This window comes from Comamonas odontotermitis (assembly GCF_040396735.1).
Classification (GTDB): domain Bacteria; phylum Pseudomonadota; class Gammaproteobacteria; order Burkholderiales; family Burkholderiaceae_C; genus Comamonas; species Comamonas odontotermitis_C.
Genome location: NZ_JBEBNZ010000011.1, coordinates 19,076 through 41,328, shown reverse-complemented (window position 1 = coordinate 41,328; position 22,253 = coordinate 19,076). Strand labels below are relative to the sequence as shown.

The following is a 22,253-nucleotide window of genomic DNA, read 5'->3' as shown; positions in this document are numbered from 1 at the left end:
TTGTGTTGGTTCCTGCCGCAAATTGCGCATAGGCAGAGGTGCGCGCGCTGCAAAATTTTGGTAACTTCTAGCTATCAATACAACAAGATTGCGGAGGATTGCAATGATGAACAACAGCGAGAGTTTTCGATCAAGTGTGGTGGCGCTTTTGGCGCTGACGGCTTCTGCATGGTCGCACGCAGCGTGCTACACCGTCTACAACGCCAAGAGTGAAGTGGTGTACCGCAGCGTGGAGCCGCCGGTGGACATGTCCAAGCAACTGCACCAAACACAGAACCAGCTGCCTGCCGGCAGCCAGATGGTGTTCTCGCCCAACAACAGCATTTGCGTGACCGAGGTGAACGAGCTGGAAAAGGGCAAGGGGTTCAAGTCCACCAACGCCAATATGGTCACCGATCAGTTGAATCTGGGCAGCATGATCACCGCCCAGTGATCCGGGTCGTAGAGTCATAGGCAGCTTGCCTGCCTGCAAAGCCAGCCTCGTGCTGGCTTTTGTTTTTTGGGGAGTAGCGCCGGGCCCGCCTTTTGCGCTCTGCGCCTGCCCATTCCGGCTGAAATTGCCAGAGGTTTGCTTTGGGCCATTGCCCGGCCTGCGAAAATAGCAGGATGAGTGAAGCGCAGACCCCACCAACACATCCCACCCCACCCCCGACAGCGGCCGAAATGGCTGCTGACATTGCTACGCGCGAAGCTGCGCAATTTCCTGCTGATGCCCTGTGCATCACCTCCATGGACATGGACGCCCAAGGCGTGGCGCGCCGCGCCGACGGCAAGGTCGTGTTTGTCGACGGAGCCTTGCCTACCGAATGGGTCAGTGCCAAGACCCGTCGCAAGAAAAACAACTGGGAGCAGGCCGATCTGCTGCAGATCCACCGCGAATCCTCGCAGCGCGTGCGCCCCGGCTGCCCCCACTTTGGCCTGCATGCCGGCGCCTGCGGCGGCTGCAAGATGCAGCACATGCATGTGAGCGGGCAGATCGCCATCAAGCAGCGCGTGCTGGAGGACAACCTCTGGCACCTGGGCAAGGTGGTGCCCGAGACCGTGATGCGCCCCATCGAAGGCCCGAGCTGGGGCTACCGCTTCCGGGCCCGCCTGTCGGTGCGCTATGTGGCCAAGAAGGGCAAGGTGCTGGTGGGCTTTCATGAGCGCAAGAGCCGCTACATCGCCGATATGGAAACCTGCAAGGTGCTGCCGCCCCATGTCGATGCCCTGCTGATGCCCATGCGCGAGCTGATCGCCAGCATGGACGCGCGCGAGACCTGCCCGCAAATCGAGGTGGCCTGCGGCGATGAGGTGACCGCGCTGGTGCTGCGCCACCTGGAGCCGCTGTCCGATGCCGACCAGCAGCGTCTGCGCAGCTTTGCCGCTGCCCACAACGTGCAATGGTGGCTGCAGCCCAAGGGGCCGGACACCGTGCGCCTGATGGACGAGGGCGGCACGCAGCTGGCGTACGGTCTGCCCGATTTCGGCATCACCATGCCTTTCAAGCCGACCGACTTCACCCAGGTCAACCCGCACATCAACCGCGTGCTGGTCACCCGCGCGCTGCGCCTCTTGGATGCGAAGAAGACCGAGCGCGTGATCGACTGGTTCTGCGGCCTGGGCAACTTCACCCTGCCGATTGCCACCATGGCGCGCGAAGTGCTCGGCATCGAGGGATCGGACACGCTGGTGCAGCGCTCGCACGAGAACTACGCGGCCAACAATGCTGCAAGGCCAGCTGGTCAGGTGCTTGCTGCTACTAGCTTTGTAGCACGTAACCTGTTCGAGATGACACCCGAGATGCTGGTGGCCGATGGCCAGGCCGACAAATGGCTGGTCGATCCGCCACGCGAAGGCGCGTTTGCCCTCTCCAAGGCGCTGGCGGACATCCACAAGGCGCGTCACCAGGTGCCCGATGCGCCTGTGCTGCCCGCATCTGCCAAGGAGTGGACGCCGCCCAGCCGCATTGTCTATGTCAGCTGCAACCCGGCCACGCTCGCGCGCGACGCGGGGCTGCTGGTGCACCAGGGCGGTTACCGCTGCGTGGCAGCGGGCGTGGTCAACATGTTCCCGCATACGGCCCACGTCGAGAGCATGGCCGTCTTCGAATGGGATGGCCATCCGCCCTCCGTCAAGACAGACGCAGAGGCAGACCTGGCCGCGCTGGCTGCAGAGAGCGAAAACAACCTCATGGACGCCTGACAAGGCGGATTACCACCTTTTCAGGCACAAATGCTGTGATGACGGCGACAGATTCCATCTGTTCATAGCCGGTTATGCTAGTGGAACGAGGAATGTGCGCAAAGTCCCCTCCTGCCCGGAAAGTGGCTTTGGACACATCCTTTCCATCTGAACTGAACTGAACTGAACCGATTCGATCGAGGAGAGACACCATGAAAACCAAACCCGTGCTGGAGCTGGCCGATGTCAAGGCCATCCTGAACGCTGCCGAGGCCGAAGCGGCCAAGAACAACTGGGTTGTCAGCATTGCCGTGGTGGACGACGGCGGCAACCTGCTGGGCATGATCCGCCGCGACGGCGCAGCCCCCGTCTCTGCCCACATCTGCCAGGCCAAGGCGCGCACCGCTGCGCTGGGCCGCCGCGACACCAAGGGCTACGAAGACATGATCAACGGTGGCCGTACCGCATTCCTGAGCGCGCCCGTGATCGACGGCATGCTCGAAGGCGGCCTGCCGGTCATGAAGGATGGCGAATGCCTGGGTGCTGTGGGCGTGAGCGGCGTCAAGGCGAGCGAAGACGCGCAGATCGCCAAGGCCGGTATTGCTGGCATCGGCCTGTAATCACCAGCATTACCAGCCGGAGAGCAATCTCTGTGTGCAAGGCGGCCACGAGGCCGCTTTTTTCATGCGGGGGGACCACGGCAACCCGCCGCAAGCAACAATTCATTCAGGGGCAGGGCGCGGGGCAGGAGTTCTTCGCTCATGGTTGTCTCTCCGACCTGTGTGTGGCGTAACAGAGGCCGAAGGGGCAGGTGCCGTCGGATGACCTGCGTCAAGTGTTGCCGGTTCTGCAGTACCCGCCGTACTGCAGGAGAGGGATCACCAAAAGCAAAACGGCCACAATGGCGGCCGTTTTGTGTCTGTGACGGTGGGAAAAAAGTGCCTGGCTACGTGGCAAGCCTCTGGCTGGCAAATACGACCTTTGGAGGGTGTGTTGGCCTCCTAGAGTCGCCCCACGATGAAACCTATTTCGTCAAAATGAGCTTGCCCAGCTTGGTGGCCTGCAAGCGGTAGATGGCGCCATTGTGCAGAATGGAAACGGCCTTGGCGCCTTGCAGCAATTCGCTGCTCTCCAGGGTACCTGCAGGGCACGCGGGCTGGGCCGTGCTGGCAGTGCTGAGCGGAGCAGTCGTTGGAAGGGCAAGAGGTGCGCTGGTTTGCATGGCAATCGCTTGTTGATTCAAAACTTGATCAAATGATAACGATTCTTATTTCCATAGTCCAGAGAATCTTTCGAATAACCATACAGAACGTCAGAATTCGATGGGCAGCAGGCTCTACCAACTCTCAAACGGCAGCCTGCTCACCTGCTGCATCTTGATCCGAAAGGCATCCCATGGCTCACTCCACCCATCCGTACTATGAAGAAAACCGTGACGCCATGGTCTCCAGCATGGTCCAGCGCATGGCTTTGGCAGCGCCGTTGATACGTGAACGCACGCCGCTGACCGACACCGATGGCATTCAGCACGAGGTACTGGCCGAGTTTGATGTCGTGCTCACGCAATTGCCGTATGTGGGCGGCAGCGCCAATCGCATGAGCCACTTTTTCATGAGGCTCATCGGCTTTTTGGCACTGGGCCGCGTGCTGCAGCGGCATGGTGTACCGCTGCAGGTCATCAGCGATATAGGTCGCCTGACGCTGAAGGAGCAAGGTCTTTTGCTACCAGAGGCACAGAGGCTTGCCGCTGGGCGTCATTATCTGTCGCCGGAGAACCAAGCCGCGATCAAGGAACAGGCGGCAATCAGCATGACGCAGGCGCATCGCCAGCAGTTTCCGGATGACTTCGCCTACGAGTTTGTGGAGCCAGGCCCTGGCGAGAACTTTGAGTTTGGCATCAACTACAAGGCCTGTGGTTTTTGCAAGTTTGCGGCGAAACATGGAGACGGGGAAATCCTGTCGAGTATCTGCGGCCTTGACTTCGACGACTATGCGACGCGCGGCGTGTACCTGGAAAGAACCCAAACGCTGGCAGGCGGGGCAAGCCATTGCAACTTTCGCTTCTCCAGGATGAACCGAGAGTAGGACAGGTGGAGCAGGCAGTACGCCCTGGGCGCAATGCAACCCGCAGGGCACCCGCCCATGCGGGCATGTATTCCTCAGGGGGGTGAGGCAATTACATCTGCTTTTTCTGCGGGTCCTGCTTCTGCTGATCGGTCTGTTGACCGGGCTTCTGAGGATTCGATTGGTCTTGCTGTTTTTGACCAGGCTTCTGGTCATGCTGGTTGGGCTGCTGTTGGTTGGTCATGTCGATCTCCTGATGAACGTGCGGTGGATGGAGCAGCATCTGCGCTGTTTCGCCCTATGGAGGGCTGGCGGACACTGCAAGTTCAGAGTACGCCTTGCCCGGACATGCAGCTGTAGTCCGCCGGGCCGCACCGACGTAGTGCCATCTGGTCAGAACAGCTGTTCGAAGTTGAAACAATTGATGCCTCCGCGCGCAGATAGGCGTACAGTGAATGGGTCATTTGCCCAAGCAGGGGAGTCCTGCAGCAAAGGGGGACAAAATGACAAATCCAGACAGAACAGGAATCAAAGTCTTCCAGTACCTGCAACGCTTGCAGGAAGAGTTCAGGCAATTGCAGGTCTTGGAGCCTTTGGTAGGATCTTTACAGCATGATCGGATGAAAATAGTTGAGCGAGAGCTCTCTGAGTTGAAAGCAGAGCAGCCAGTACCAGCGTTGTAAATCGAAATTGCGAACCAAGCCGCCCACATGGGCGGCTTTTTCAATGTCGGCGTGCAGCTCGCAGCGTTCTGCATTGAGTGCGGACGGATTCCTTCACCTATCCTTCAGTGGGCTTCTTGCTGCCCAATGGGCGTCCATCCGTGCCCCTGGCGTCGGTGTTTTCGAGCCCACGCTTGACATCCTTGAATGCCTGCTGGACTTCCGGATGCGGGTCCTTGCGGGTCGCGCCGATCGATTGGTCGCGCTCATGGGGAAGCTTTGCAGACGAACCGGGGTTGGATGGTGTCTGCTGCGAGGTTGTATCGACTTCAACTTCTGGCGTGGTCGTGCCTTTGACTGGTTTTCGAGTCATGGAGCCTCCTCAAAAGAACCATTAGGCCGGGGCCCGGGCGCAAGGGGCGTAGGTCTATCGCTCAGTTGCTTGGCTGGATATCTCGATGAATTGCAACTCCACACGCCATCCCGCATGGGACGCACTTGCGTTGCAGCGAGCCTTGATGAGGGCTACAAAATCCGCTGGTACCGGCTTGTTTTCTTGATTGCCGGGCAGGCTTGCACAGAGATCTTCTGGAAGATTTCCTACCTGAAACTGCCTGTGGAGCACCTATAAACAAGGTTTCGAAAGGGAGTTCCATGGAAAGAAAGCTGCCTTCTTCGCGTCACTCCACATCCTGCGCTGCAACGTGCATTCTCACGGGAGGCGCCGCTATCGCCGCCGGATGGTATTTTGCGCAACGTGTGTCGGTACCGGACGATGTGCTCCCGGTCGAGGATTTTGATGTTGAGCGCTACCTGGGGCACTGGTATGAGATCGCCCGGATCGACTACTTCTTTGAACAGGGGCTGACATCATGTACTGCAGACTACCGCCTTGGCGCTGATGGCTCGCTGCGTGTATTCAACCAGGGTTTTGACCCCGGGAAGGGCGTATGGAAATCGGCAAAGGCCGTAGCCCAATTTATCGGGGCGCCAACGGATGGCTCGTTGAAGGTCTCGTTCTTTCGTCCGTTCTACTCCGGGTACTACGTGGTGCATGTGGACGATGACTATCAGCACGCGGTTGTCGTCGGAGATGGATGCAGGTACTGCTGGGTGTTGTCGCGCACCCCAGAAATGGGCGACAAGCTCTATACAGGTCTGCTCTCAGTGGCTGCGGCCAATGGAGTGGATATCAGCCGCATGCACCGGGTTCCGCATGGGGCCTTGCCAGACGATAGCCGCTGAGCGGGCCGGCCATTCAGTCTGGGAGCCAGACACACCCAGGCAGCCCCCTGACGCCGAAAGACGCGGCCTGTTTCAAGAGCCCGGTTCTCTGAAAGATGCAGTGCCGGTTGGAGGTATTTGCCGCTTGCGCATCGTCAAGGGGCAGGCCGTCCCAACTCAGCGTGCTTGGATACATTGACTGGAATCAAGAGATGGCAGGGTCAAGCCTCATAGCTGATTGGTCATGGGTCATGGGAGGCATTTTTCTTGAATCGCTATTCCAAAATATAATAGCGACTACCCAACGGTTTACTGCCGGCCTCATGCAAAGACGGATTCTGTTGCAGGGGGCGGCGGAGCTCGGCCTTGCGCTGAGGTTTCGTCGGTGAACCACACAAGCAAGTTCCCATGCTGGAGATGCCATGCCCCCGCGCGCAGAATCGTTGTCCTCAGATTTCCACCTGGCGGATGTTGCGCCCCAGTTGCTGGCCTTGCAGCGCACGCTCGACTGGGGCGGTGCGGCACGCGTCTGCGCGCTCTCTCCCGAAGGGTTGCAGGAGTCAATTGCCCGCGCGGAAGCGGAATATGGGCAGAAACTGGTGGTCTGGGGAGACCCATTTGCAGGGTTCACCGCGACGGGTCTCCAGGTGCTGGAATGGGCCCGCAGCCTGACCGATTCCGTCGAAGAGCTCAAGCAGGTCTTCGCGGCATCCAGAAAAAGAGCGGCGCTGGCCGCGCTGATGGGGCGCAGATCCATTTCGCCGAAGCGCCTGGGTGAACCTGGGCCTTCGCAGGAGGACATGGATCTGATGATTGAAGCGGCGCTCTGCGCCCCCGACCATGGCAGCCTGCATCCCTGGCGCGTGCTCACGTTCGAGCCGGATCAGCGCCAGGCATTGGCCTGTCTGTTCATGGAGGAGAAGCTGCGCCGCGACCCGCTCGCCTCCCGGGCCGATCTTGACCGCGCCATGGAGCACGCGACGCGCAGTCCCGTTCTGCTCGCTTTCATCGTGTCGCTGCAGGAGCGCAGGAATGTTCCCTTTCGTGAGCAATGGCTTGCCGCCGGCGCTGCAATCGGCAATTTTCTCAATGCGGCGCACCAACTGGGCTTTGGCGGCATTTTGCTCAGTGGTGATCGGTGCTTTGACCCCACGCTCAAGGCGGCCCTGGGTGTCGGGCCCCATGAGTTTCTTGCGGGGTTCATCAGCCTGGGGAGCATCGCTGCAGCACCTCCGGCACGCCGCAAGCCGCAGGCGCAGAGCATGCGCAGCCAGTGGGCACCTGTTTTTCCTGGCCCGTCCTGCGCCTCGGCCTAGGTGGGCTGTACGCCCGCGTCCTGCAGCAGTTGCTTCCAGATCGGTAGCTCCCGCTTCCAGTCGGCCTGGTACTTCTGCGGACTGTCGTCGGTCAGTGGCACAAAGCCGGCCATCAGCACGCGGGCGTTGACCTCGCGGGTCTGCAATGCCTTGCGAATCTCGGCGCCCAAATGGTCAACCACGGCTGCCGGTGTGCCGCCGGTGGCCGCCACGCCCAGCCAGCCCGAGACGGTGAACGCATCCTGCTGGTGGCCCAGTTCGGCAAAGGTGGGCACGTCGGGCAGGGCGGGCACGCGGTTGCGGCCGGTGAAGGCGATGGCGCGCAGCTTGCCGCTGTCAATGTGCTGCTTGAGCGAGAGGATGCTGCCGATGCCGATCATCAACTGGCCGCCCACGAGGTCCTGCACCATGGGGGCCTCGCCCTTGTAGGCGATGTGGGTCATGTCCGAATCCGTGACCTTGCTCAAGGTGGCCAGCGCCAGATGGCCTTGCGAGCCGATGCCGTAGCTGCCGTAGGTGAGCTGACCCTTGTTGGCCTTGGCATGGGCCATCAGCTCCGGCAGGTTGCGTGCGGCCATCTTGCTGTTGACCACGAGCACGATCGGCGCCCAGCAGATGCGTACCACCGGCACCAGGTCCTTTTGCGGGTCATAGGACAGTTTCTTGAACATGAACTGGTTGGACAGCATGGTGCTGGTGGTGCCCAGGGTCAAGGTGTGGCCGTCGGGCGCCGCCTTGGCGACGGCGTCGCATGCGAGCAGGCCTGCGGCGCCCGGGCGGTTGTCCACGATGGATGGCTGGCCTATCTGCTGCCCCAGCTTGTCGCAGACGGCGCGGGCAAGGACATCGGTGGCGCCCCCCGCGGCAAAAGGCACGATGACACGCACAGGCTTGGTGGGGAACGCTGGTTTGTCGCCCGAGGCCAGGGCCCAGTTGGTGGTGCCTGCAGCGGAGGCGACCGTTGCCAGGCGAAGCAACTGGCGGCGGCTCAGGGAGGGGAATGGATGGCCGGATTCAGTCTTCAAAATGTCTCCTCATTGCACGGTAACAGGTCAGGGGAGGCGCTGGAGAGTGAATGCCCGCCGCTGCTTCGGCCAGTGCCGCTCGCCCAGGATCCTGAGACCAGTGTAGAGGCTGGTCCGACAGGCTGTTTTTGGGGTAAACCTGAGGGCACGGTGTCGTGGAACGAGCTGCATTGACGGAGCGCAATGGCATTGTTTGCTATTGAAATAATAGCTTGTCGAGTATGCTGCACCGGCACAAATGGCAGAAAATGGTTGAAGTTCCCTGCGGACTCCTCATGGGTGTACACAGGGGCAGGGCGTGGGCAGGATGCGGGGGGCAAGAAAGGGCTGCTGCGGCTGTGGTGCAAAACAGAAAAGGGCTCCTGCAGGAGCCCTTGTTGTGGTTGCGGTGCCAGATAAGCTTACTTGGCAGCCTGGTCGGTGATGAAGCCGATTTTCTTGATGTTGCTGCGCTGGGCAGCGGCCATGGCTTGCGCCACCTTTTCGTAGAGCACATCGCGCGCGCCACGGATGTGCAGCTCGGGCTGCGGCTCCTTGGCGGCTTCTGCCTGCAGCTTCTGCTCCAGCTCGGTGTCGGTGATGGCCTGGCCATTCCAGTTGTAGCTGCCGTCCGAGAGGATGGCCAACTGGATGGTTTCGGGCTTGGTTTCCTCGGGCACGTTCTCGGCGCGCGGCAGGTCCACGTTCACCGAGTGCTTCATCACCGGCACGGTGATGATGAAGATGATCAGCAGTACCAGCATGACGTCGACCAGCGGCGTCATGTTGATCTCGTTCATCACCTCATCGGATTCGTCTTGGGTTCCAAAGGCCATGTTCAGGCCCCTTTCTTCAGCGGCGTCACCACGGCACGGGCGCCGCCACCTTCCACATTGAGGCGTGCACCGGTCACGAAGAAGGCGTGCAGGTCATGGGCAAAGCTGTTCAAGCGGTTGAGCACCGACTTGTTGCCGCGCACCAGTGCGTTGTAGCCCAGCACGGCGGGGATGGCGACTGCCAGGCCCAGGGCCGTCATGATCAGCGCTTCGCCAATGGGGCCGGCTACCTTGTCGATCGACGACTGGCCCGACAGGCCGATGGCGACCAGCGCGTGGTAGATGCCCCAGACGGTGCCGAACAGGCCGATGAAGGGGGCAGTGGAGCCGACGGAGGCCAGCACAGCCAGACCCGATTGCGCGCGGGCGGTGAATTCGTCGATGCCATTGCGCAGGCAGCGCGTTACCCAGTCGCTGATGTCGAGCGAATCGTGCAGGTGCTCGGCCGTCTTGCGGTGGTGCGAGGTGGCTTCACGGCCTTCCAGGGCCAGTTGGCGGAAGGGGTTGTCCACCTGCGCGCCCAGCTTGTCCAGGCCGGCAGCAAAGTCGGCGCTGTGCCAGAAGTCCTGGGCGCTGCGGGCGTACTTCTTGAAGCGCATGATGTCCAGCGCCTTGATGATGATCACGATCCAAGAGGCGAGCGACATGCCGACCAGAATCAAGGCGACTGCCTTGGTCACGAAATCTCCCTGGGCCCAGACGTGGGCGATGCCGAATTGCGAGTCCATAGCTTTTCCTGTTTCCGAAATATTTAATTGAGTTCCCACTTCATGGGCACATTGACCCACATGGGTTGAGGGGTTCCGTTGGACGTGCCGGGCTTGAAGCGCCACTTGCGGATGCCGTCAAGCGCAGCCTGATCCAGGCGGTCATAGCCGCTGGATTTCTTCAACTGAATATCGAGCACCTTGCCTTCTTCGTCAATGTGGACGCGCACGATGGTCGTTCCCGTCTCGCCCATGCGCTTGCTGATGCTCGGGTAGGACGGCAGTGGATTGCTCAGGTAGGCAGCATTGACATCGGGCGGGCGGATCACCGGCTGGGCGGGCGGCGCGGGAGGCGCTGGCGGCGGAGACGGTGGGGTCGGCGGCGCTGGCGGCGTCGGCGCCTCGATGGGCGGCGCTGGCGGCTGCGGCTCTGCACTGCCCTTGACGGCGTTTGGCGCTGGCGTCGGGTCCTTGATCGCCTGCGGCTTGGGCATGGGCTTGGGCGCCGGTGTGGGTTTGGGCTGAGGTTTGGGTGCTGGCGCGGGAGGCGGCGGCTTGGGCGCAGGCGGCGGAGGCGGGGCCACCACAGGCATGGGCTCGGGCGCGATCAACTGTACCACCACGGGTTCAGGCTTGGGCAATTCGACGGCAGCGCTCTTGAGCAAGCCTGCCTGCAAGGCCCACAGGCCGGCAACGTGTGCTGCCAGCACCGATCCCGCGACCACGATGTTTCGCCCCGTATTCTTGGGGGGGCTGGTAGGGTCTGAAGGATGCATAAGGCGATAAAAAGTGCTGCCGGCAGAGCGCCGCAGCACGGCAAATCAATGGCGGTTTACTTCTGAAAGACCCACCAGATGGAGGCAGCGACCAGGATCAGGCTGCCTGTGACAGCGGCGAGGAGTTCCATGCTTTGCTTTCCGTAATGGCTTTGGCAAGCTGGACCGGCTGTGTCATCGCTTCGTTACGCAAAGCGGCAACCGGGCGCGACGCGCTGCACTGCTCGACCACATCGCGGGCGCAGCCTTCGCAGCAACCGCATTGCAATCCAACACCCAGTTCAAACTGGATTTCATCAAACGACATGCCTGCATGCGCGTGGCGTGCAATCTCTCGATCCGAGACCCGACGGCAAACACAAACGATCATGGTGTGATGAACAGCGTGGTGGCTGGCTAGTGATAAATGTTGGATGAATTATAAATAAGAATTTGTCGCATTCGCAATAATCACATGAAAGCGATAGGGATGCTGTGTTGCGGTAATGCGCATTGGTTATGAAATTTTGGAGGTGAAATTGATATCAATTTCAATCAGAGTAAGCGCTGTTAGCTCCTTATTTTGTAGTGAAAAAAGTCCTGCTTTTCTAGCCGCGCCAGTCCCCCGCCAGCAGGGCAGGGCCGATATCGGCGATGCTGCGGCAACCGGTGAGCGCCATGGCGGCCTCCAGTTCATCGCGCAGCAGCCGGATGACATGGGCCACACCGGCTGCACCGGCAGTGGCCAGGCCATACACCAGGGGGCGGCCCACCAGCACGGCCGAGGCACCCAACGCCAGGGCCTTGAAGACATCGGTACCGCGCCGGATGCCGCCATCCACCAGCACGGGAACGGCACCGCCCACGGCAGCCACCACGCCCGGTAGCAGGCGGGCGGTGGCGGGCATGGTATCGAGGGTGCGGCCGCCATGGTTGCTGCAGATGATGCCGTTTGCTCCCAGCTCCACGGCCTGCTTCGCATCGAGCGGGTGGGTGATGCCTTTGAGCAGAACCGGCAATGTCGTCTGATTGCGAAGCCAGGCAATGTCATCCCAGGTGGGGGCATGGCGCAGCAGGTCGTCAAACAAGGGGCTGTCGGCGGGGGTGAGCTGCACGGCATCCACGGCAGGCAGGCTGGCGAGATTGACTGCGCCGATACCCGCCGGGCGTTTGAAGCGTGCACGCCGCTCACGGTCGCGCACGCCGCTGGTCGGGGCGTCTACCGTGACCACCAGTGCCTGGTAACCCGCCGCTTCTGCGCGGCGCAGCAGGTCGATGTTGAAAGCGCGGTCATGCTGCAGGTAGAGCTGAAACCACAGCGGGCCGTGGGCAGCGTCCTGCAGGTAGCTGGCGGCAATGGCATCGAGCGGCTGGCTGGCCTGGGTGCTGACGACCATCCCCGCTCCCATGGCGGCACAGGCATAGGCCATGCCGATTTCGCCCGATTCCTGCGCCAGGCACTGAAAGGCCATGGGGGCTGCCAGCAAGGGGTGAGCCAGGCGCTGGCCCAGCAGTTGCATCTGTGTATTGCCGTGGGCCAGCGGGCGCAGCACGCGGGGCGCGAGCTCGATCTGCTGCCAGGCGCTGGCATTGGCGCGCAGGGTGATTTCATCGCCTGCACCGCCGCTGAAATAGGCCCAGGCATTGGCATCCATGCGCGCTTGCGCGTGGCGTTCGTAATCGGCCAGGTTGATGGTATCTGCGGGAATGGGGAGCAGGGTAGGGGTAGGCAGCTGCATGGAGGGCATGTTACCTGCTTCCACCCGCTGGCTGCAGGCGCTTGCCAGGCCAGGGGGATGATGATTTTTGCATGGCAAGCAGCTTGCGTAGTTCGCTAGCAGCTATGCTTTTTGAGAAAGTCTGGTCTTGGGCAAAGCAGAAGTTGCTCAGACATCTGCCCACATTCGCAACAGGTTGTGGTAGGTGCCTGTCAGGCCCACGATGGCGGGGTCGGTTTCACCAAGGTGGGTGCGCAGGCGCATCAGGTGCTGATCCATGTCGTAGAGCAGGCGGCGTTGCTCGTCGCTGCGCACCATGCTCTGTATCCAGAAAAAACTTGCCAGGCGCTCGCCGCGTGTGACTGGCTCCACGCGGTGGATGGATGTGCCAGGGTAGAGCACGGCGTCGCCGGCGTCCAGCTTGATGCGCTGGGTGCCAAAGGTGTCTTCGACGACCAGTTCACCACCGTCGTAGCTGGTCGGATCACTCAGGAAGACCGTGCACGAGACGTCGGTGCGCACGCGCCCCTTGCCATCGGGCAAAAACCGCACCGCAGCGTCGACATGATTGCCGTAGGTATTGGCATCGCCCGCGTAGCGGTTGAACATGGGCGGGGAGATGTGTTTGGGCAGTGCTGCAGAAAAGAACTGCGCGCTGTTTTCAAGCCCGCGCAGCACCAACTGGCGCAGGCTTTGCGCGGTCGCGCTGGATTCGGGCAGTTGCGCATTGCGTTTGACTTGCGCGGCCTGGGGCCCCGCAGTGCGCCGACCGGCCTGCCATGGCGCATCCACCAACTGTTGCCGAGCTTCGGCGACCTCTGAAGGCGATAGCAATTGATGGATGTGCAGGAGCATGGCGATGGCAGGCGTGGTCAGGTTAGAAGCGCCACTTTACCGTTGCGCGGACATTGCGTGCTTCACCCAAGGTGACGAAACCAGGGTAGAGCTGATCGCCATAGCTGCGGTTGAAGGCATTGGTCACGTTGAGCTTGGCTGACACGTCTTCGGTGATCTGGTACTCGGCCATCAGGTCGACAGCCACGTAACCGGGAGCACGCGCCGTTTGCGATGCGGCGCCGGTGGTGCCGCTGACGGGGCGGTTTTCGCTCACGCCGCGCACACCGCCTGCCAGACGGAACTTGGGTGTTGCCTGGTAGCCGAGCCAGATGCTGCCCGAATGCTTGGGCGTCAGACCCACGCGCTGACCCACCGTGTTGGCTGCGGCGCTGCCGGTCTTGTCAATCTTGGCCGTCGGGATGTAGGTGTACGAGGCATACACATCCCATTGCGGATTGAGGCGGCCAACCACATCCAGCTCCAGGCCCTGAGCGTGGCGCTTGCCGTTGAGCAGATAGGCGTCGCCGGCAAAGTCTGCGTCGGTGGTGCGTTCGTTGTACTTTTCGGTACGGAACAGGGCCGCACGGGTGGAGAGCTTGCCATCGAGCCAATCGAGCTTGGCGCCAATTTCAAAGTTACGGCTCTTTTCCGGATCGGTATTGGCCGTTTGCTGGTTGGTGTACTTGTAGGTATCTGCCGAAGAGTTGAACGAGGTGCTGTAGGCGATGTGGTACGACGCCCAGTCATTGGGTTGGTACAGCAGGCCCAGGCGTTGGCTCCAGAGGCTGTTGTAGCGCAATTCGGAATTCTCGTGGCCCGTCAGCACCCCTGAGGTGTAGACGTCGCGTCCCTGGTTGGACGAGACGCGGTCCCAGCGCAGGCCGCCCAGCAGCTTCCAGCCAGGAGCGAATTCCACCAGATCCTGCACATAGGCGCCAACCGAGTGGGCACTGTAGTTCTGGTCGTAGCGGTAGTTCGGGGTCAGCGCGGTTTCACCGACCGAATCCGGGTTGCCGATGGTGGTCTGGCCCTTGTTGTAGTTGGTGCCCGGCTGGCCATTGGCAACCCAGAAGGTTGCCATTTCACGGCTGTAGTCCACACCCATTTGCAACTGGTGCTTCAAACCACCCCAATCGGCCTTGGTGCTGTAGTCGGACTGCATGTACAGGCCTTTATGGCGGTCCTTGCGCGGACTCAGGCCCGAGAGGTTCAGGATCGTGTTGTCACCAATATTGGCCCAAGTGGTAGGCTTGCCATCGGTGGTCCCGAACGATGCCGTGGTACCCCATTGCGAGCGGTCAAACACACCTGCACGGGCCTGGGTGCGCCATTCTCCACCGTCGTCAAAGCGGTGAATCCACGACGCGTTGGCGTACGAGGCCTCACCCTTCATGTAGTCGCTGTCGGTGCCGTAGTAGTTCTTGGGATTGAGATGAGGCACAGATCCTTGCAGGTAGCGGATGTTGCTCATCGGCTTGTTGTCGTTCTTCAGGTAGAACGCACCAACGGTGAACTCATCGCGTGTGCCGATGCCCCAGCTGTAGCTGGGCGCAATACCATACTTGTCGATCTCCGCACCATGGTTGTCACCATTGGTGCGCATCAGGTTCAGGCGGAAGGCGGCGTTCTCGCCCATGGTCTTGTTCAGATCAGCGGTGGTGCGCAGCACGCTGTCGGTGCCGTAGGTGGCTTCGAGCTCGTACTGGTCGATCAGCAGCGGTTTTTTGTTGACCTGGTTGACCACGCCACCGGTCGAGCCACGGCCAAACAGCAGCGATGCCGAGCCGCGCAATACTTCGATGCGGTCATAGTTGAACGTATCTCGGTCGTATTGCGAGGGGTCCTTCATGCCATCGATCATCAGGTCGCCCACAGTCGCAACGGGAAAGCCGCGGATGCGGATGTCCTGGTCGGTACCGTTTTCGGTGGCGGCAAAGCTCACACCAGAGGTGTAGTGCAGGGCCTGCTTCAAGGTGTCGAGTTTGGCATCGTCAATCATCTTCTCGGTCAGCACCGAAAGAGATTGAGGAATGTCACGAATGTCCTGGTTGCTGCGACCGATATTGGTCTTCTTGGTCTGGATCGTGTCCTTGCTCTGCACTTCGGCTGCGTCCTTGACCGTCACCGTGCCCAGCGTGGTCTCTGGGGCTGCGGCCTGGGCTGCAGGGGCGGGCTGCGTCTGGGCCCAGCTGCTGACAGAGGCGGCCAGCATCAGTGCGCCGAGCGGCAGTATGGCTTTGTCAGCCACAGTGGAGGCTGGCGCTGCAGAGGCACGCGCAGCCAGGCTCGCCTGTTGTGCGCGCTGGCGATTTTGGCGTTTCTTGGACAAGTTTTTCTCCTAAGACAGGATGTTATGAAGCTCTCAAACGGGAATGCCAGCGCCCCCAAAAAGACGCTGGCATGACAGATGTTGGCTGGCAGAGGGAAAAGGCGAAGGCGGCGCCATCAGTGCGCAGCGCAGACCCTCGCGCTCTTCTTCACTCGCTCGGGTCGTAATGCTACGCCAAATGAGTCTGATTCTTATTTTGAATTTTGCACAAAAGCAACAAAAACCCTGAAAATCTTCACAATTGTGCGCCGCGGAATGGAGCTATCGAGGGGAGTGTGCGCAAGTTGCGCTGCCCATATGTAACCGAAACGGGAAGGTTGCAGGCCGAAACGGCAGTCGCAAAGCGGGTGCACCCTGAAAGAGCGCATAAAAAAACCAGCACGCATGGAGCGGCTGGTTTTCTGGCAGAACCTGCGCTTATGCGGCAGGACTGCGGGCCGGTAACTGGTACAGGACTTACTTGACGTGCTTGCCGATCAGGCCAGCCATTTCGAACATCGAAACCTGTGGCTTGCCAAATACCTTCTTGAGCTTGTCGTCGGCATTGATCATGCGCTTGTTGCTGGCATCTTGCAGGTTGTGCGCCTTGATGTAGACCCACAGCTTGCTGATGATTTCGGTGCGTGGCAGTGGAGCGGTGCCCACCACGGCGCCCAATTCAGCGCTGGGAGTCAGCGGCTTCATGAAAGCAGCATTAGGGGTGCGCTTCTTGGCAGGAGCAGCAGTCTTTGCAGCGGTCTTGGATGCAGTTGCCATGTGTTGGTTTCCTTGTATCAATATCTTTGTCTGCCAGACAGAGATTCCCTCCGCTGGTTACAGCCATGCTAACGGTAAAAAAAGGGCTTTCCAAGGGAGGGGAGCAATTTTTTGCCTCGAAATGTTGCTTCTTTCAGGCCCGCTGACCTTTGTTGATGGATTACAGCTATCAATCAAAAGCAGTTTTTATTTGATTTCAATAAAGAATTGCGTTTTTTTCGCATATTTCCTGCAATACCGGCTGCTGGCGATGAAAACCTTGCCAGGTAACAACACCATGCTGGCCCATGGGGTCATGCCAGGGGCATTAGCAAAACGCCCTTGCCATGGTCTGAACGTGGTCTGGCATGATCCATGCCCATTCCATTGGGCGTGGCATGCAAAGGAGGCTCAACCCGGGCTGCGTTCACGCCCGGGCAGCGGAGCCGTGGCCAGCACGAGGCTCGACACCGCGATCCCAAACGCCAGCAGCTGCAGGCCCGCGAGCGTTTCGCCCAGAAACACCACGCCCACCAGCGCCGTGGAGGCCGGCAGCATGACAGTGAACACTGCGCTTTGCGATGCAGGCACCGCCTGCAGGCCCGTCATCCATAGCCACACGGTGAACACGCAGGCTGCGAGCGCATAGCCCAGCAGCAGCAGCCAAAGCGATGCAGCCACGCTGCCGAAGTCGAAGTGCCAGGCCAGGTACAGGCCAAATGGCATGGTCAGCACAAAGCCCCACAGGTTGATGAGCGCGGCAATGCGCTTGGGGCTCAGGCTGGCCGTGAGCTTCTTGCCGATGACCGCGTAGCTGGCTTCGCAGAACACGGCGGCAATCAGCAGCAACTGACCGATCCAGCGGTGCTGGGCGGCCTCACCCTGTGCGGGTGTGTGCGCAGGTTTGGCAAAGGCAAACAGGGCAATGCCCAGAACAGCCAGGCCAATGGCGCACAGCACGCGGCCGGTGATGTGCTCCTTGAGCAACAGCCAGCTGAACAGCGCAATGGCCGCCGGAATGGCCGCCATGGTCACGCTCGCCGCCACGGCGCCTGTCATCGACACGCCGGTGATCATGCAGATGGTGAAGAGAAAGTTGCCGAAGAAGGATTCCAGAAACAGCAGGCCGCGCTCTCGGCCCGACAGCCGTGGCTCGCCGGCCGGGCGCCGCAGCCAGCCCGCCATGGCCACGACACCGATGCCAAACCGCAGCCAGGCCAGCAGCAGCACCGGCAGTACCGCTGCCAGTGGTTTGGAGAGCGCGACATAGGCGCCCACCAGCGACATGCTCAGTGCCAGGTAGGTATAGGCCAGCGGTTTGCTGATATTGCTCATAAATCAATAGCTGAAAGGAATAGTGCGGCAGCCGCTGGAGGCTCTTTCTGCGGGATATGCAGGGACGGTTGTCACCGACCTGCCATGGGGCCGGGCGATCATCATGCCAGAGCCCGCTGTGGCAGAGGCGCTGCGCAGGTGACCGGTGCGGCCTGCGTGGTGGTGAAGAGGCGGTGTTCTGCGGGAGCCCGCCTGCCGCAGATGCCCGGTTGCTGTCGGAATTGCTGCGCAGCAGCATGATTTTTCAGCAATGAAAATGGCTTTTTGCATTATGAAATTTGAAAATGCTGCATTGCGCAAAAATTTCTCAATACGAGAAATTTGATTTCACAATATGGTTTCAAATGAATAGATAATTGATTTTCAATGATTTAATTTTACTCTTATATAAGACATAAGACAAAAAATAGTGGACGATCGGGCGTACAGTTAAAGCCATGGACAGCACAGCGGTCCTCCGGTTCTTCTCACAGTTCCACAGTTGTCGACTACCTCACCTTTTTTGATAGGAGTTCCCCATGTCTCAGAAACTGAACCAACAACTCAGCCGCGAACAGCAAATTGCCGCCCTGGAAAAGGACTGGGCACAAAATCCTCGCTGGAAGGGTGTCAAGCGTGGCTATAGCGCAGCCGATGTGGTGCGCCTGCGCGGCAGCCTGCAGCCAGAGTACACACTGGCCCAGCGCGGCGCCGATGTGCTGTGGGAAAAGATCAATGGCGGTGCCAAGAAGGGCTATGTGAACGCCTTTGGTGCCATCTCTGCCGGCCAGGCCATGCAGCAGGCCAAGGCCGGACTGGAAGCGGTGTACCTGTCGGGCTGGCAGGTGGCTGCCGACGGCAACAGCTCCGAAACCATGTACCCCGACCAGTCGCTGTATGCCTACGACTCAGTGCCGACGATGGTGCGCCGCATCAACAACACCTTCAAGCGCGCCGATGAAATCCAGTGGGGCAAGGGCGTCAATCCTGGCGACAAGGAATTCATCGACTACTTCCTGCCCATCGTGGCCGATGCGGAAGCCGGTTTTGGCGGCGTGCTCAACGCCTTCGAGTTGATGAAGAACATGATTGCCGCAGGTGCTGCAGGCGTTCACTTTGAAGACCAGCTGGCCGCCGTCAAGAAGTGCGGTCACATGGGTGGCAAGGTGCTGGTACCCACCCGCGAAGCCTGCGAAAAGCTGATCGCCGCGCGTTTTGCCGCCGATGTGATGGGCGTGCCCACCATCATCCTGGCCCGCACCGATGCTGAAGCCGCCAACCTGATCACCAGCAACCACGATGCGAATGACCAGGCTTTCCTGACCGGCGAGCGCACGCAGGAAGGTTTCTACCGTGTCAAGAACGGTCTGGAGCAATCCATCAGCCGCGGTGTGGCCTACGCGCCATACGCCGATCTGGTGTGGTGCGAAACGGGTGTGCCTGACATCGGCTTTGCCCGCGAGTTTGCCCAGGCCGTGCATGCGGCTGCACCCGGCAAGCTGCTGTCGTACAACTGCTCGCCTTCGTTCAACTGGAAGAAGAACCTCAACGACAGCCAGATCGCATCCTTCCAGGAAGACCTGTCTGCGCTGGGCTACAAATTCCAGTTCATCACGCTGGCCGGTATCCACAGCAACTGGTACAACACCTTCAAGTTTGCCCACGAGTACGCTCGCGGCGAAGGCATGAAGCACTACGTGGAAATGATTCAGGAACCCGAATTCGCCGCTCGCGACAAGGGCTACACCTTTGTGTCCCACCAGCAGGAAGTGGGCGCCGGTTACTTCGACGATGTGACCACCGTCATCCAGGGCGGCAGCTCCAGCGTGAAGGCGCTGACGGGCTCGACCGAGGAAGAGCAATTCCACTGATCTGCGGGTCTGCAAGACACACCGGGGATTGGTCTCCCCGGTGGGCAAAAGAGAAAGGGGCGGTCTGCGGACCGCCTTTTTCATGGGCTTTTGGCGTTTGCGCGCGTGGCAAACCCAGGCGCGAGGCCTCAACCCGTATAGCGCTTCAGAATCAGCGTGGCATTGACGCCGCCAAAACCAAAGCCGTTGAGCATGGCGTGCTCGATGTGCTGCGGCCGGGCCTCGCCCCGGATCAGGTCCAGGCCTTCTGTCAACGGGTCCGGGTTTTCGAGGTTGAGCACGGGCGGTGCGACCTGGTCGCGCAGCGCCAGTACCGTGAAGATGGCCGCTGCACCGCCCGCCGCGCCCAGCATGTGGCCCAGGGCAGATTTGGTGGCGGTGATGGACGGGCCTGTACCTGTGTCCGCACTTGCACTTGCCTTCGCTCCAAATACTTCGCGGATGGCCGCCAGCTCGCCCCTGTCGCCCACGGGCGTGGAGGTGGCGTGGGCGTTGAGATGCTGGATGTCACCGGGCTGCAGGCGCGCACTGCGCAAGGCGTTGCGCATCGAGCGCGCGGCGCCCGCGCCATCTTCCGGGCCGGAGGTGATGTGGTAGGCGTCTGCCGACGTGCCGTATCCCACGACCTCGGCCAGCGGCGTGGCTCCGCGCGCCAGCGCATGCTCCAGCGATTCCAGCACCAGAAGGCCTGCGCCTTCGGCCATGACAAAGCCGTCCCGTGCCTGATCGAAAGGGCGGGACGCGCGCGCCGGGTCATCGTTGAAGTGGGTAGCCACCGCCTTGGCCGCAGCAAAGCTGCCCAGGGCCACGCGGTCGATGGTAGCTTCGCTGCCGCCGCACAAGGCCATGTCGGCTTCGTCGTTGCGAATGAGGCGTGTCGCGTCGCCAATCGCCTGGATGCTGGCTGCGCAGGCAGTGACCGGCGCGCCGAGCGGGCCCTTGAGCTGGTGCCGGATCGACACCTGGCCTGCTGCCAGATTGGCCAGAAAGGCCGGCACTGTGAAAGGCGAGAGGCGCTGCGGGCCCTTGGTATCTGTGGTGCGCACTGCTTCTGCAATGGTGCCAAACCCACCCACGCCGGAGCCGATGATGGTCGCTGCGCGCTCCTGCTGCTCGGCACCGCCCTGCGTCCAGCGCGCATGCGCCAGCGCCTGGTCTGCCGCGCCCAGGGCAAAGGCGATGAAGCGGTCCATGCGGCGCAGCTCCTTGGCGGAGATGACGGCCTCGGCATTCCAGCCGGCCTGCGGGTCTTCGTCCAGGCCGGGAACCCGCCCGGCAATGGCCACCCCCGTGCCTTCTCCCACGTCGCTGGCGAGGGCGCGCACGCCCGACTGGCATGCCAGCAGCCGCTGCCATGCCGTCTCCACATCGCACCCCAGAGGGGAGACCAGGCCCAGGCCTGTGATGACCACCCGTCGATTCATATCGCACCTTTCGTCTGCAGCGGCCAAAGCCTGTTTTGCAGTATTGATGATGATCGTCATCATACTGAGTTTTGATGATGGTTATCATCTAACGCATGAAAGTCAGCAAAGCCCAGGCCGCCGAAAATCGCGAAGGAATCGTGGACGCCGCAGCGCGCCTGTACCGACAGAAGGGCCTGGATGGCGTGGGCGTGGCCGAGATCACGCGCGACGCTGGGTTGACGCATGGCGGGCTGTACCGGCACTTCGAATCGAAGGACGCTCTGGCGCGTGAGGCCTGCCTGCGCGCCTTTGACTGGACGATCACACCGCTCGATGGCCTGGGCGGGCCGGAGAATGCGAATGCAGCACCCACTGACAGGCTCCACTGGCTGGTGCAAGGCTATCTTTCTGCAGACCACCGCGATCACCCCGGCGAAGGCTGTCCTGCCGCTGCGCTGGCAGCGGATGCCGCACGCGCCGGGCCGGAAATGTCGGAAGTGTTTGCCCAGGGCGTGGAGCGCAATATCGCGCGTTTCATGGAGGTACTGCCGGGCGACGACGCCGCCGCCCGCCGCACCCAGACCATTGTCACGCTCAGCAGCATGGTGGGTGCCCTGGTGCTGGCGCGCGCCACGGCAGCGGGCAACCCGCAACTGTCGGAAGAGATACTAGCCACCTTGCGCGGGCACCTGACGGCACCTTCCAATGCTCCGAGATCAACTGCGGAGGGCGGATCTGGCTCGGGGCAGTCGACAGCGGTCAAAAAACGCTGATGGCCTTACGTCGGTTGATGAAGTCGGGGCAACTACCGCAACGAATCATTGGGCTGCCCTATCGATAATCGCTTCTTTTCCCTTGTGAACTTTCGCGATCATGTCCGGCACCTCTGAAAAATCCGTTTCCATCATTCATTGGCCTGCCAAGACGCTGGTCAACCCCGTCATCGGCAAACCCAGCCGTCCGATCAGCGGCGATACCGAGTACCAGACCATGAATGTGTTTGAAGGGCTGGGCGGCAAGGTGAGCGCTGGCACCTGGCAGTCGAGCGCAGGCACCTTCCGCTCCAACATCGTCGGCTATATCGAGTTTTGCTACATCGTCGAAGGCGCGTGCCGCCTGGTGGACCCGGACGGCACGGTGCATGCGTTTGGCGTGGGCGACCATTTCATCATGCCCGAAGGCTGGACGGGCCACTGGGAGGTGGACGAGTTCGTGAAGAAGGTCTACATGGTGGCCGAGGCCTGAATCCGCAAAGGCTTGGTGAAAATGGCTGGCAGCGCATGTTCAGTAAGCGCTATATGCTATCGATTTC

At 60.9% G+C, this 22,253-nt stretch carries 24 protein-coding genes; 10 read left to right on the top strand and 14 right to left on the bottom strand.

The window, feature by feature from the left end; genetic code table 11:
• Positions 1-103 precede the first annotated feature (103 nt).
• The 3 genes from ACH2DG_RS11430 (at position 104) to ACH2DG_RS11420 (ending at position 2,783) form a co-directional block, all read left to right on the top strand.
• Positions 104-433, top strand: a complete 330-nt coding sequence (locus ACH2DG_RS11430) for a hypothetical protein (protein ID WP_395026211.1) — start codon at positions 104-106, stop codon at positions 431-433.
• A 230-nt stretch (positions 434-663) separates the two neighbouring features.
• Positions 664-2,184, top strand: coding sequence for a 23S rRNA (uracil(1939)-C(5))-methyltransferase RlmD (gene rlmD / locus ACH2DG_RS11425; protein ID WP_395026209.1), 1,521 nt, complete (start codon positions 664-666; stop codon positions 2,182-2,184).
• Positions 2,185-2,375: 191 nt separating this feature from the next.
• Positions 2,376-2,783, top strand: a complete 408-nt coding sequence (locus tag ACH2DG_RS11420; RefSeq protein WP_395026207.1) for a heme-binding protein — start codon at positions 2,376-2,378, stop codon at positions 2,781-2,783.
• A gap of 404 nt (positions 2,784-3,187) precedes the next feature.
• Here ACH2DG_RS11420 and hemP read toward each other — a convergent pair whose 3' ends face one another.
• Positions 3,188-3,385: a hemin uptake protein HemP gene (gene hemP, locus ACH2DG_RS11415; protein WP_395026206.1), complete on the bottom strand. Its 198-nt coding sequence runs from the start codon at positions 3,383-3,385 to the stop codon at positions 3,188-3,190.
• Between the two features lie 173 nt (positions 3,386-3,558).
• Between hemP and ACH2DG_RS11410 the strand changes: the two genes are divergently transcribed.
• Positions 3,559-4,248, top strand: a complete 690-nt coding sequence (locus ACH2DG_RS11410) for an L-2-amino-thiazoline-4-carboxylic acid hydrolase (protein ID WP_395026205.1) — start codon at positions 3,559-3,561, stop codon at positions 4,246-4,248.
• 91 nt (positions 4,249-4,339) lie between these two features.
• Here the strand turns inward: ACH2DG_RS11410 and ACH2DG_RS11405 are convergent, their stop codons facing one another.
• Complete coding sequence (locus ACH2DG_RS11405) at positions 4,340-4,471, bottom strand: hypothetical protein (RefSeq protein WP_395026204.1); 132 nt, start codon at positions 4,469-4,471, stop codon at positions 4,340-4,342.
• Between the two features lie 259 nt (positions 4,472-4,730).
• Here ACH2DG_RS11405 and ACH2DG_RS11400 point away from each other — a divergent pair, with 259 nt between their 5' ends.
• Complete coding sequence (locus ACH2DG_RS11400) at positions 4,731-4,910, top strand: hypothetical protein (RefSeq protein ID WP_224152015.1); 180 nt, start codon at positions 4,731-4,733, stop codon at positions 4,908-4,910.
• 97 nt (positions 4,911-5,007) lie between these two features.
• Here ACH2DG_RS11400 and ACH2DG_RS11395 read toward each other — a convergent pair whose 3' ends face one another.
• Entirely contained in the window at positions 5,008-5,262 is a 255-nt protein-coding gene (locus ACH2DG_RS11395; RefSeq protein ID WP_224152016.1) for a hypothetical protein, read from the bottom strand.
• A 281-nt stretch (positions 5,263-5,543) separates the two neighbouring features.
• Here ACH2DG_RS11395 and ACH2DG_RS11390 point away from each other — a divergent pair, with 281 nt between their 5' ends.
• On the top strand, positions 5,544-6,134 hold the full coding sequence (locus ACH2DG_RS11390) for a lipocalin family protein (RefSeq protein ID WP_395026203.1): 591 nt from the start codon (positions 5,544-5,546) through the stop codon (positions 6,132-6,134).
• A 401-nt stretch (positions 6,135-6,535) separates the two neighbouring features.
• Positions 6,536-7,429 carry a nitroreductase gene (locus ACH2DG_RS11385; RefSeq protein WP_395026202.1) on the top strand — a complete coding sequence of 298 codons (894 nt, stop codon included), beginning with the start codon at positions 6,536-6,538 and terminating at the stop codon, positions 7,427-7,429.
• Here the strand turns inward: ACH2DG_RS11385 and ACH2DG_RS11380 are convergent.
• The 10 genes from ACH2DG_RS11380 to ACH2DG_RS11335 form a co-directional block, all read right to left on the bottom strand.
• Complete coding sequence (locus tag ACH2DG_RS11380; RefSeq protein ID WP_395026201.1) at positions 7,426-8,454, bottom strand: Bug family tripartite tricarboxylate transporter substrate binding protein; 1,029 nt, start codon at positions 8,452-8,454, stop codon at positions 7,426-7,428. The genes ACH2DG_RS11385 and ACH2DG_RS11380 overlap by 4 nt on opposite strands.
• Positions 8,455-8,855: 401 nt before the next feature.
• Complete coding sequence (locus ACH2DG_RS11375) at positions 8,856-9,269, bottom strand: ExbD/TolR family protein (protein WP_395026200.1); 414 nt, start codon at positions 9,267-9,269, stop codon at positions 8,856-8,858.
• A gap of 2 nt (positions 9,270-9,271) precedes the next feature.
• Entirely contained in the window at positions 9,272-9,997 is a 726-nt protein-coding gene (locus ACH2DG_RS11370; RefSeq protein ID WP_395026199.1) for a MotA/TolQ/ExbB proton channel family protein, read from the bottom strand.
• 23 nt (positions 9,998-10,020) lie between these two features.
• A complete protein-coding gene (locus ACH2DG_RS11365; RefSeq protein WP_395026197.1) occupies positions 10,021-10,752 on the bottom strand; it encodes an energy transducer TonB in 732 nt (243 codons plus the stop codon).
• Positions 10,753-10,849: 97 nt separating this feature from the next.
• The gene (locus tag ACH2DG_RS11360) at positions 10,850-11,122 is read right to left on the bottom strand and encodes a bacterioferritin-associated ferredoxin (RefSeq protein ID WP_184707353.1); all 273 of its coding nucleotides are present in this window, start codon (positions 11,120-11,122) and stop codon (positions 10,850-10,852) included.
• Between the two features lie 217 nt (positions 11,123-11,339).
• Positions 11,340-12,479, bottom strand: a complete 1,140-nt coding sequence (locus ACH2DG_RS11355; RefSeq protein WP_395026195.1) for an alpha-hydroxy acid oxidase — start codon at positions 12,477-12,479, stop codon at positions 11,340-11,342.
• Between the two features lie 138 nt (positions 12,480-12,617).
• The gene (locus ACH2DG_RS11350) at positions 12,618-13,304 is read right to left on the bottom strand and encodes a Fe2+-dependent dioxygenase (protein WP_395026194.1); all 687 of its coding nucleotides are present in this window, start codon (positions 13,302-13,304) and stop codon (positions 12,618-12,620) included.
• Positions 13,305-13,326: 22 nt separating this feature from the next.
• Positions 13,327-15,615: a TonB-dependent receptor gene (locus tag ACH2DG_RS11345; protein WP_395026193.1), complete on the bottom strand. Its 2,289-nt coding sequence runs from the start codon at positions 15,613-15,615 to the stop codon at positions 13,327-13,329.
• Between the two features lie 456 nt (positions 15,616-16,071).
• Positions 16,072-16,371: an SWIB/MDM2 domain-containing protein gene (locus ACH2DG_RS11340; protein ID WP_184707359.1), complete on the bottom strand. Its 300-nt coding sequence runs from the start codon at positions 16,369-16,371 to the stop codon at positions 16,072-16,074.
• 390 nt (positions 16,372-16,761) lie between these two features.
• Entirely contained in the window at positions 16,762-17,685 is a 924-nt protein-coding gene (locus tag ACH2DG_RS11335; protein ID WP_395026191.1) for a DMT family transporter, read from the bottom strand.
• A gap of 518 nt (positions 17,686-18,203) precedes the next feature.
• Here ACH2DG_RS11335 and aceA point away from each other — a divergent pair.
• Complete coding sequence (aceA, locus tag ACH2DG_RS11330) at positions 18,204-19,535, top strand: isocitrate lyase (RefSeq protein ID WP_224152027.1); 1,332 nt, start codon at positions 18,204-18,206, stop codon at positions 19,533-19,535.
• A gap of 128 nt (positions 19,536-19,663) precedes the next feature.
• Here the strand turns inward: aceA and fabF are convergent, their stop codons facing one another.
• Positions 19,664-20,959, bottom strand: a complete 1,296-nt coding sequence (fabF, locus tag ACH2DG_RS11325; protein WP_395026189.1) for a beta-ketoacyl-ACP synthase II — start codon at positions 20,957-20,959, stop codon at positions 19,664-19,666.
• Between the two features lie 95 nt (positions 20,960-21,054).
• On the opposite strand from fabF, the gene ACH2DG_RS11320 reads away from it, so the two are divergent.
• Together ACH2DG_RS11320 and ACH2DG_RS11315 are read left to right on the top strand one after the other, a co-directional pair.
• Positions 21,055-21,714: a TetR/AcrR family transcriptional regulator gene (locus ACH2DG_RS11320; RefSeq protein ID WP_395026187.1), complete on the top strand. Its 660-nt coding sequence runs from the start codon at positions 21,055-21,057 to the stop codon at positions 21,712-21,714.
• A gap of 100 nt (positions 21,715-21,814) precedes the next feature.
• Complete coding sequence (locus tag ACH2DG_RS11315) at positions 21,815-22,186, top strand: cupin domain-containing protein (protein ID WP_395026186.1); 372 nt, start codon at positions 21,815-21,817, stop codon at positions 22,184-22,186.
• The last annotated feature ends 67 nt before the right edge of the window (positions 22,187-22,253 follow it).

Excerpts from the sequence above, each read along its gene's own strand:
- ACH2DG_RS11430 (WP_395026211.1), top strand. The coding sequence starts at position 104 with ATGATGAACAACAGCGAGAGTTTTCGATCAAGTGTGGTGGCGCTTTTG.
- rlmD (WP_395026209.1), top strand. The coding sequence starts at position 664 with ATGGCTGCTGACATTGCTACGCGCGAAGCTGCGCAATTTCCTGCTGAT.
- ACH2DG_RS11420 (WP_395026207.1), top strand. The coding sequence starts at position 2,376 with ATGAAAACCAAACCCGTGCTGGAGCTGGCCGATGTCAAGGCCATCCTG.
- hemP (WP_395026206.1), bottom strand. The coding sequence starts at position 3,385 with ATGCAAACCAGCGCACCTCTTGCCCTTCCAACGACTGCTCCGCTCAGC.
- ACH2DG_RS11410 (WP_395026205.1), top strand. The coding sequence starts at position 3,559 with ATGGCTCACTCCACCCATCCGTACTATGAAGAAAACCGTGACGCCATG.
- ACH2DG_RS11405 (WP_395026204.1), bottom strand. The coding sequence starts at position 4,471 with ATGACCAACCAACAGCAGCCCAACCAGCATGACCAGAAGCCTGGTCAA.
- ACH2DG_RS11400 (WP_224152015.1), top strand. The coding sequence starts at position 4,731 with ATGACAAATCCAGACAGAACAGGAATCAAAGTCTTCCAGTACCTGCAA.
- ACH2DG_RS11395 (WP_224152016.1), bottom strand. The coding sequence starts at position 5,262 with ATGACTCGAAAACCAGTCAAAGGCACGACCACGCCAGAAGTTGAAGTC.
- ACH2DG_RS11390 (WP_395026203.1), top strand. The coding sequence starts at position 5,544 with ATGGAAAGAAAGCTGCCTTCTTCGCGTCACTCCACATCCTGCGCTGCA.
- ACH2DG_RS11385 (WP_395026202.1), top strand. The coding sequence starts at position 6,536 with ATGCCCCCGCGCGCAGAATCGTTGTCCTCAGATTTCCACCTGGCGGAT.
- ACH2DG_RS11375 (WP_395026200.1), bottom strand. The coding sequence starts at position 9,269 with ATGGCCTTTGGAACCCAAGACGAATCCGATGAGGTGATGAACGAGATC.
- ACH2DG_RS11370 (WP_395026199.1), bottom strand. The coding sequence starts at position 9,997 with ATGGACTCGCAATTCGGCATCGCCCACGTCTGGGCCCAGGGAGATTTC.
- ACH2DG_RS11365 (WP_395026197.1), bottom strand. The coding sequence starts at position 10,752 with ATGCATCCTTCAGACCCTACCAGCCCCCCCAAGAATACGGGGCGAAAC.
- ACH2DG_RS11360 (WP_184707353.1), bottom strand. The coding sequence starts at position 11,122 with ATGATCGTTTGTGTTTGCCGTCGGGTCTCGGATCGAGAGATTGCACGC.
- ACH2DG_RS11355 (WP_395026195.1), bottom strand. The coding sequence starts at position 12,479 with ATGCCCTCCATGCAGCTGCCTACCCCTACCCTGCTCCCCATTCCCGCA.
- ACH2DG_RS11350 (WP_395026194.1), bottom strand. The coding sequence starts at position 13,304 with ATGCTCCTGCACATCCATCAATTGCTATCGCCTTCAGAGGTCGCCGAA.
- ACH2DG_RS11340 (WP_184707359.1), bottom strand. The coding sequence starts at position 16,371 with ATGGCAACTGCATCCAAGACCGCTGCAAAGACTGCTGCTCCTGCCAAG.
- ACH2DG_RS11335 (WP_395026191.1), bottom strand. The coding sequence starts at position 17,685 with ATGAGCAATATCAGCAAACCGCTGGCCTATACCTACCTGGCACTGAGC.
- aceA (WP_224152027.1), top strand. The coding sequence starts at position 18,204 with ATGTCTCAGAAACTGAACCAACAACTCAGCCGCGAACAGCAAATTGCC.
- fabF (WP_395026189.1), bottom strand. The coding sequence starts at position 20,959 with ATGAATCGACGGGTGGTCATCACAGGCCTGGGCCTGGTCTCCCCTCTG.
- ACH2DG_RS11320 (WP_395026187.1), top strand. The coding sequence starts at position 21,055 with ATGAAAGTCAGCAAAGCCCAGGCCGCCGAAAATCGCGAAGGAATCGTG.
- ACH2DG_RS11315 (WP_395026186.1), top strand. The coding sequence starts at position 21,815 with ATGTCCGGCACCTCTGAAAAATCCGTTTCCATCATTCATTGGCCTGCC.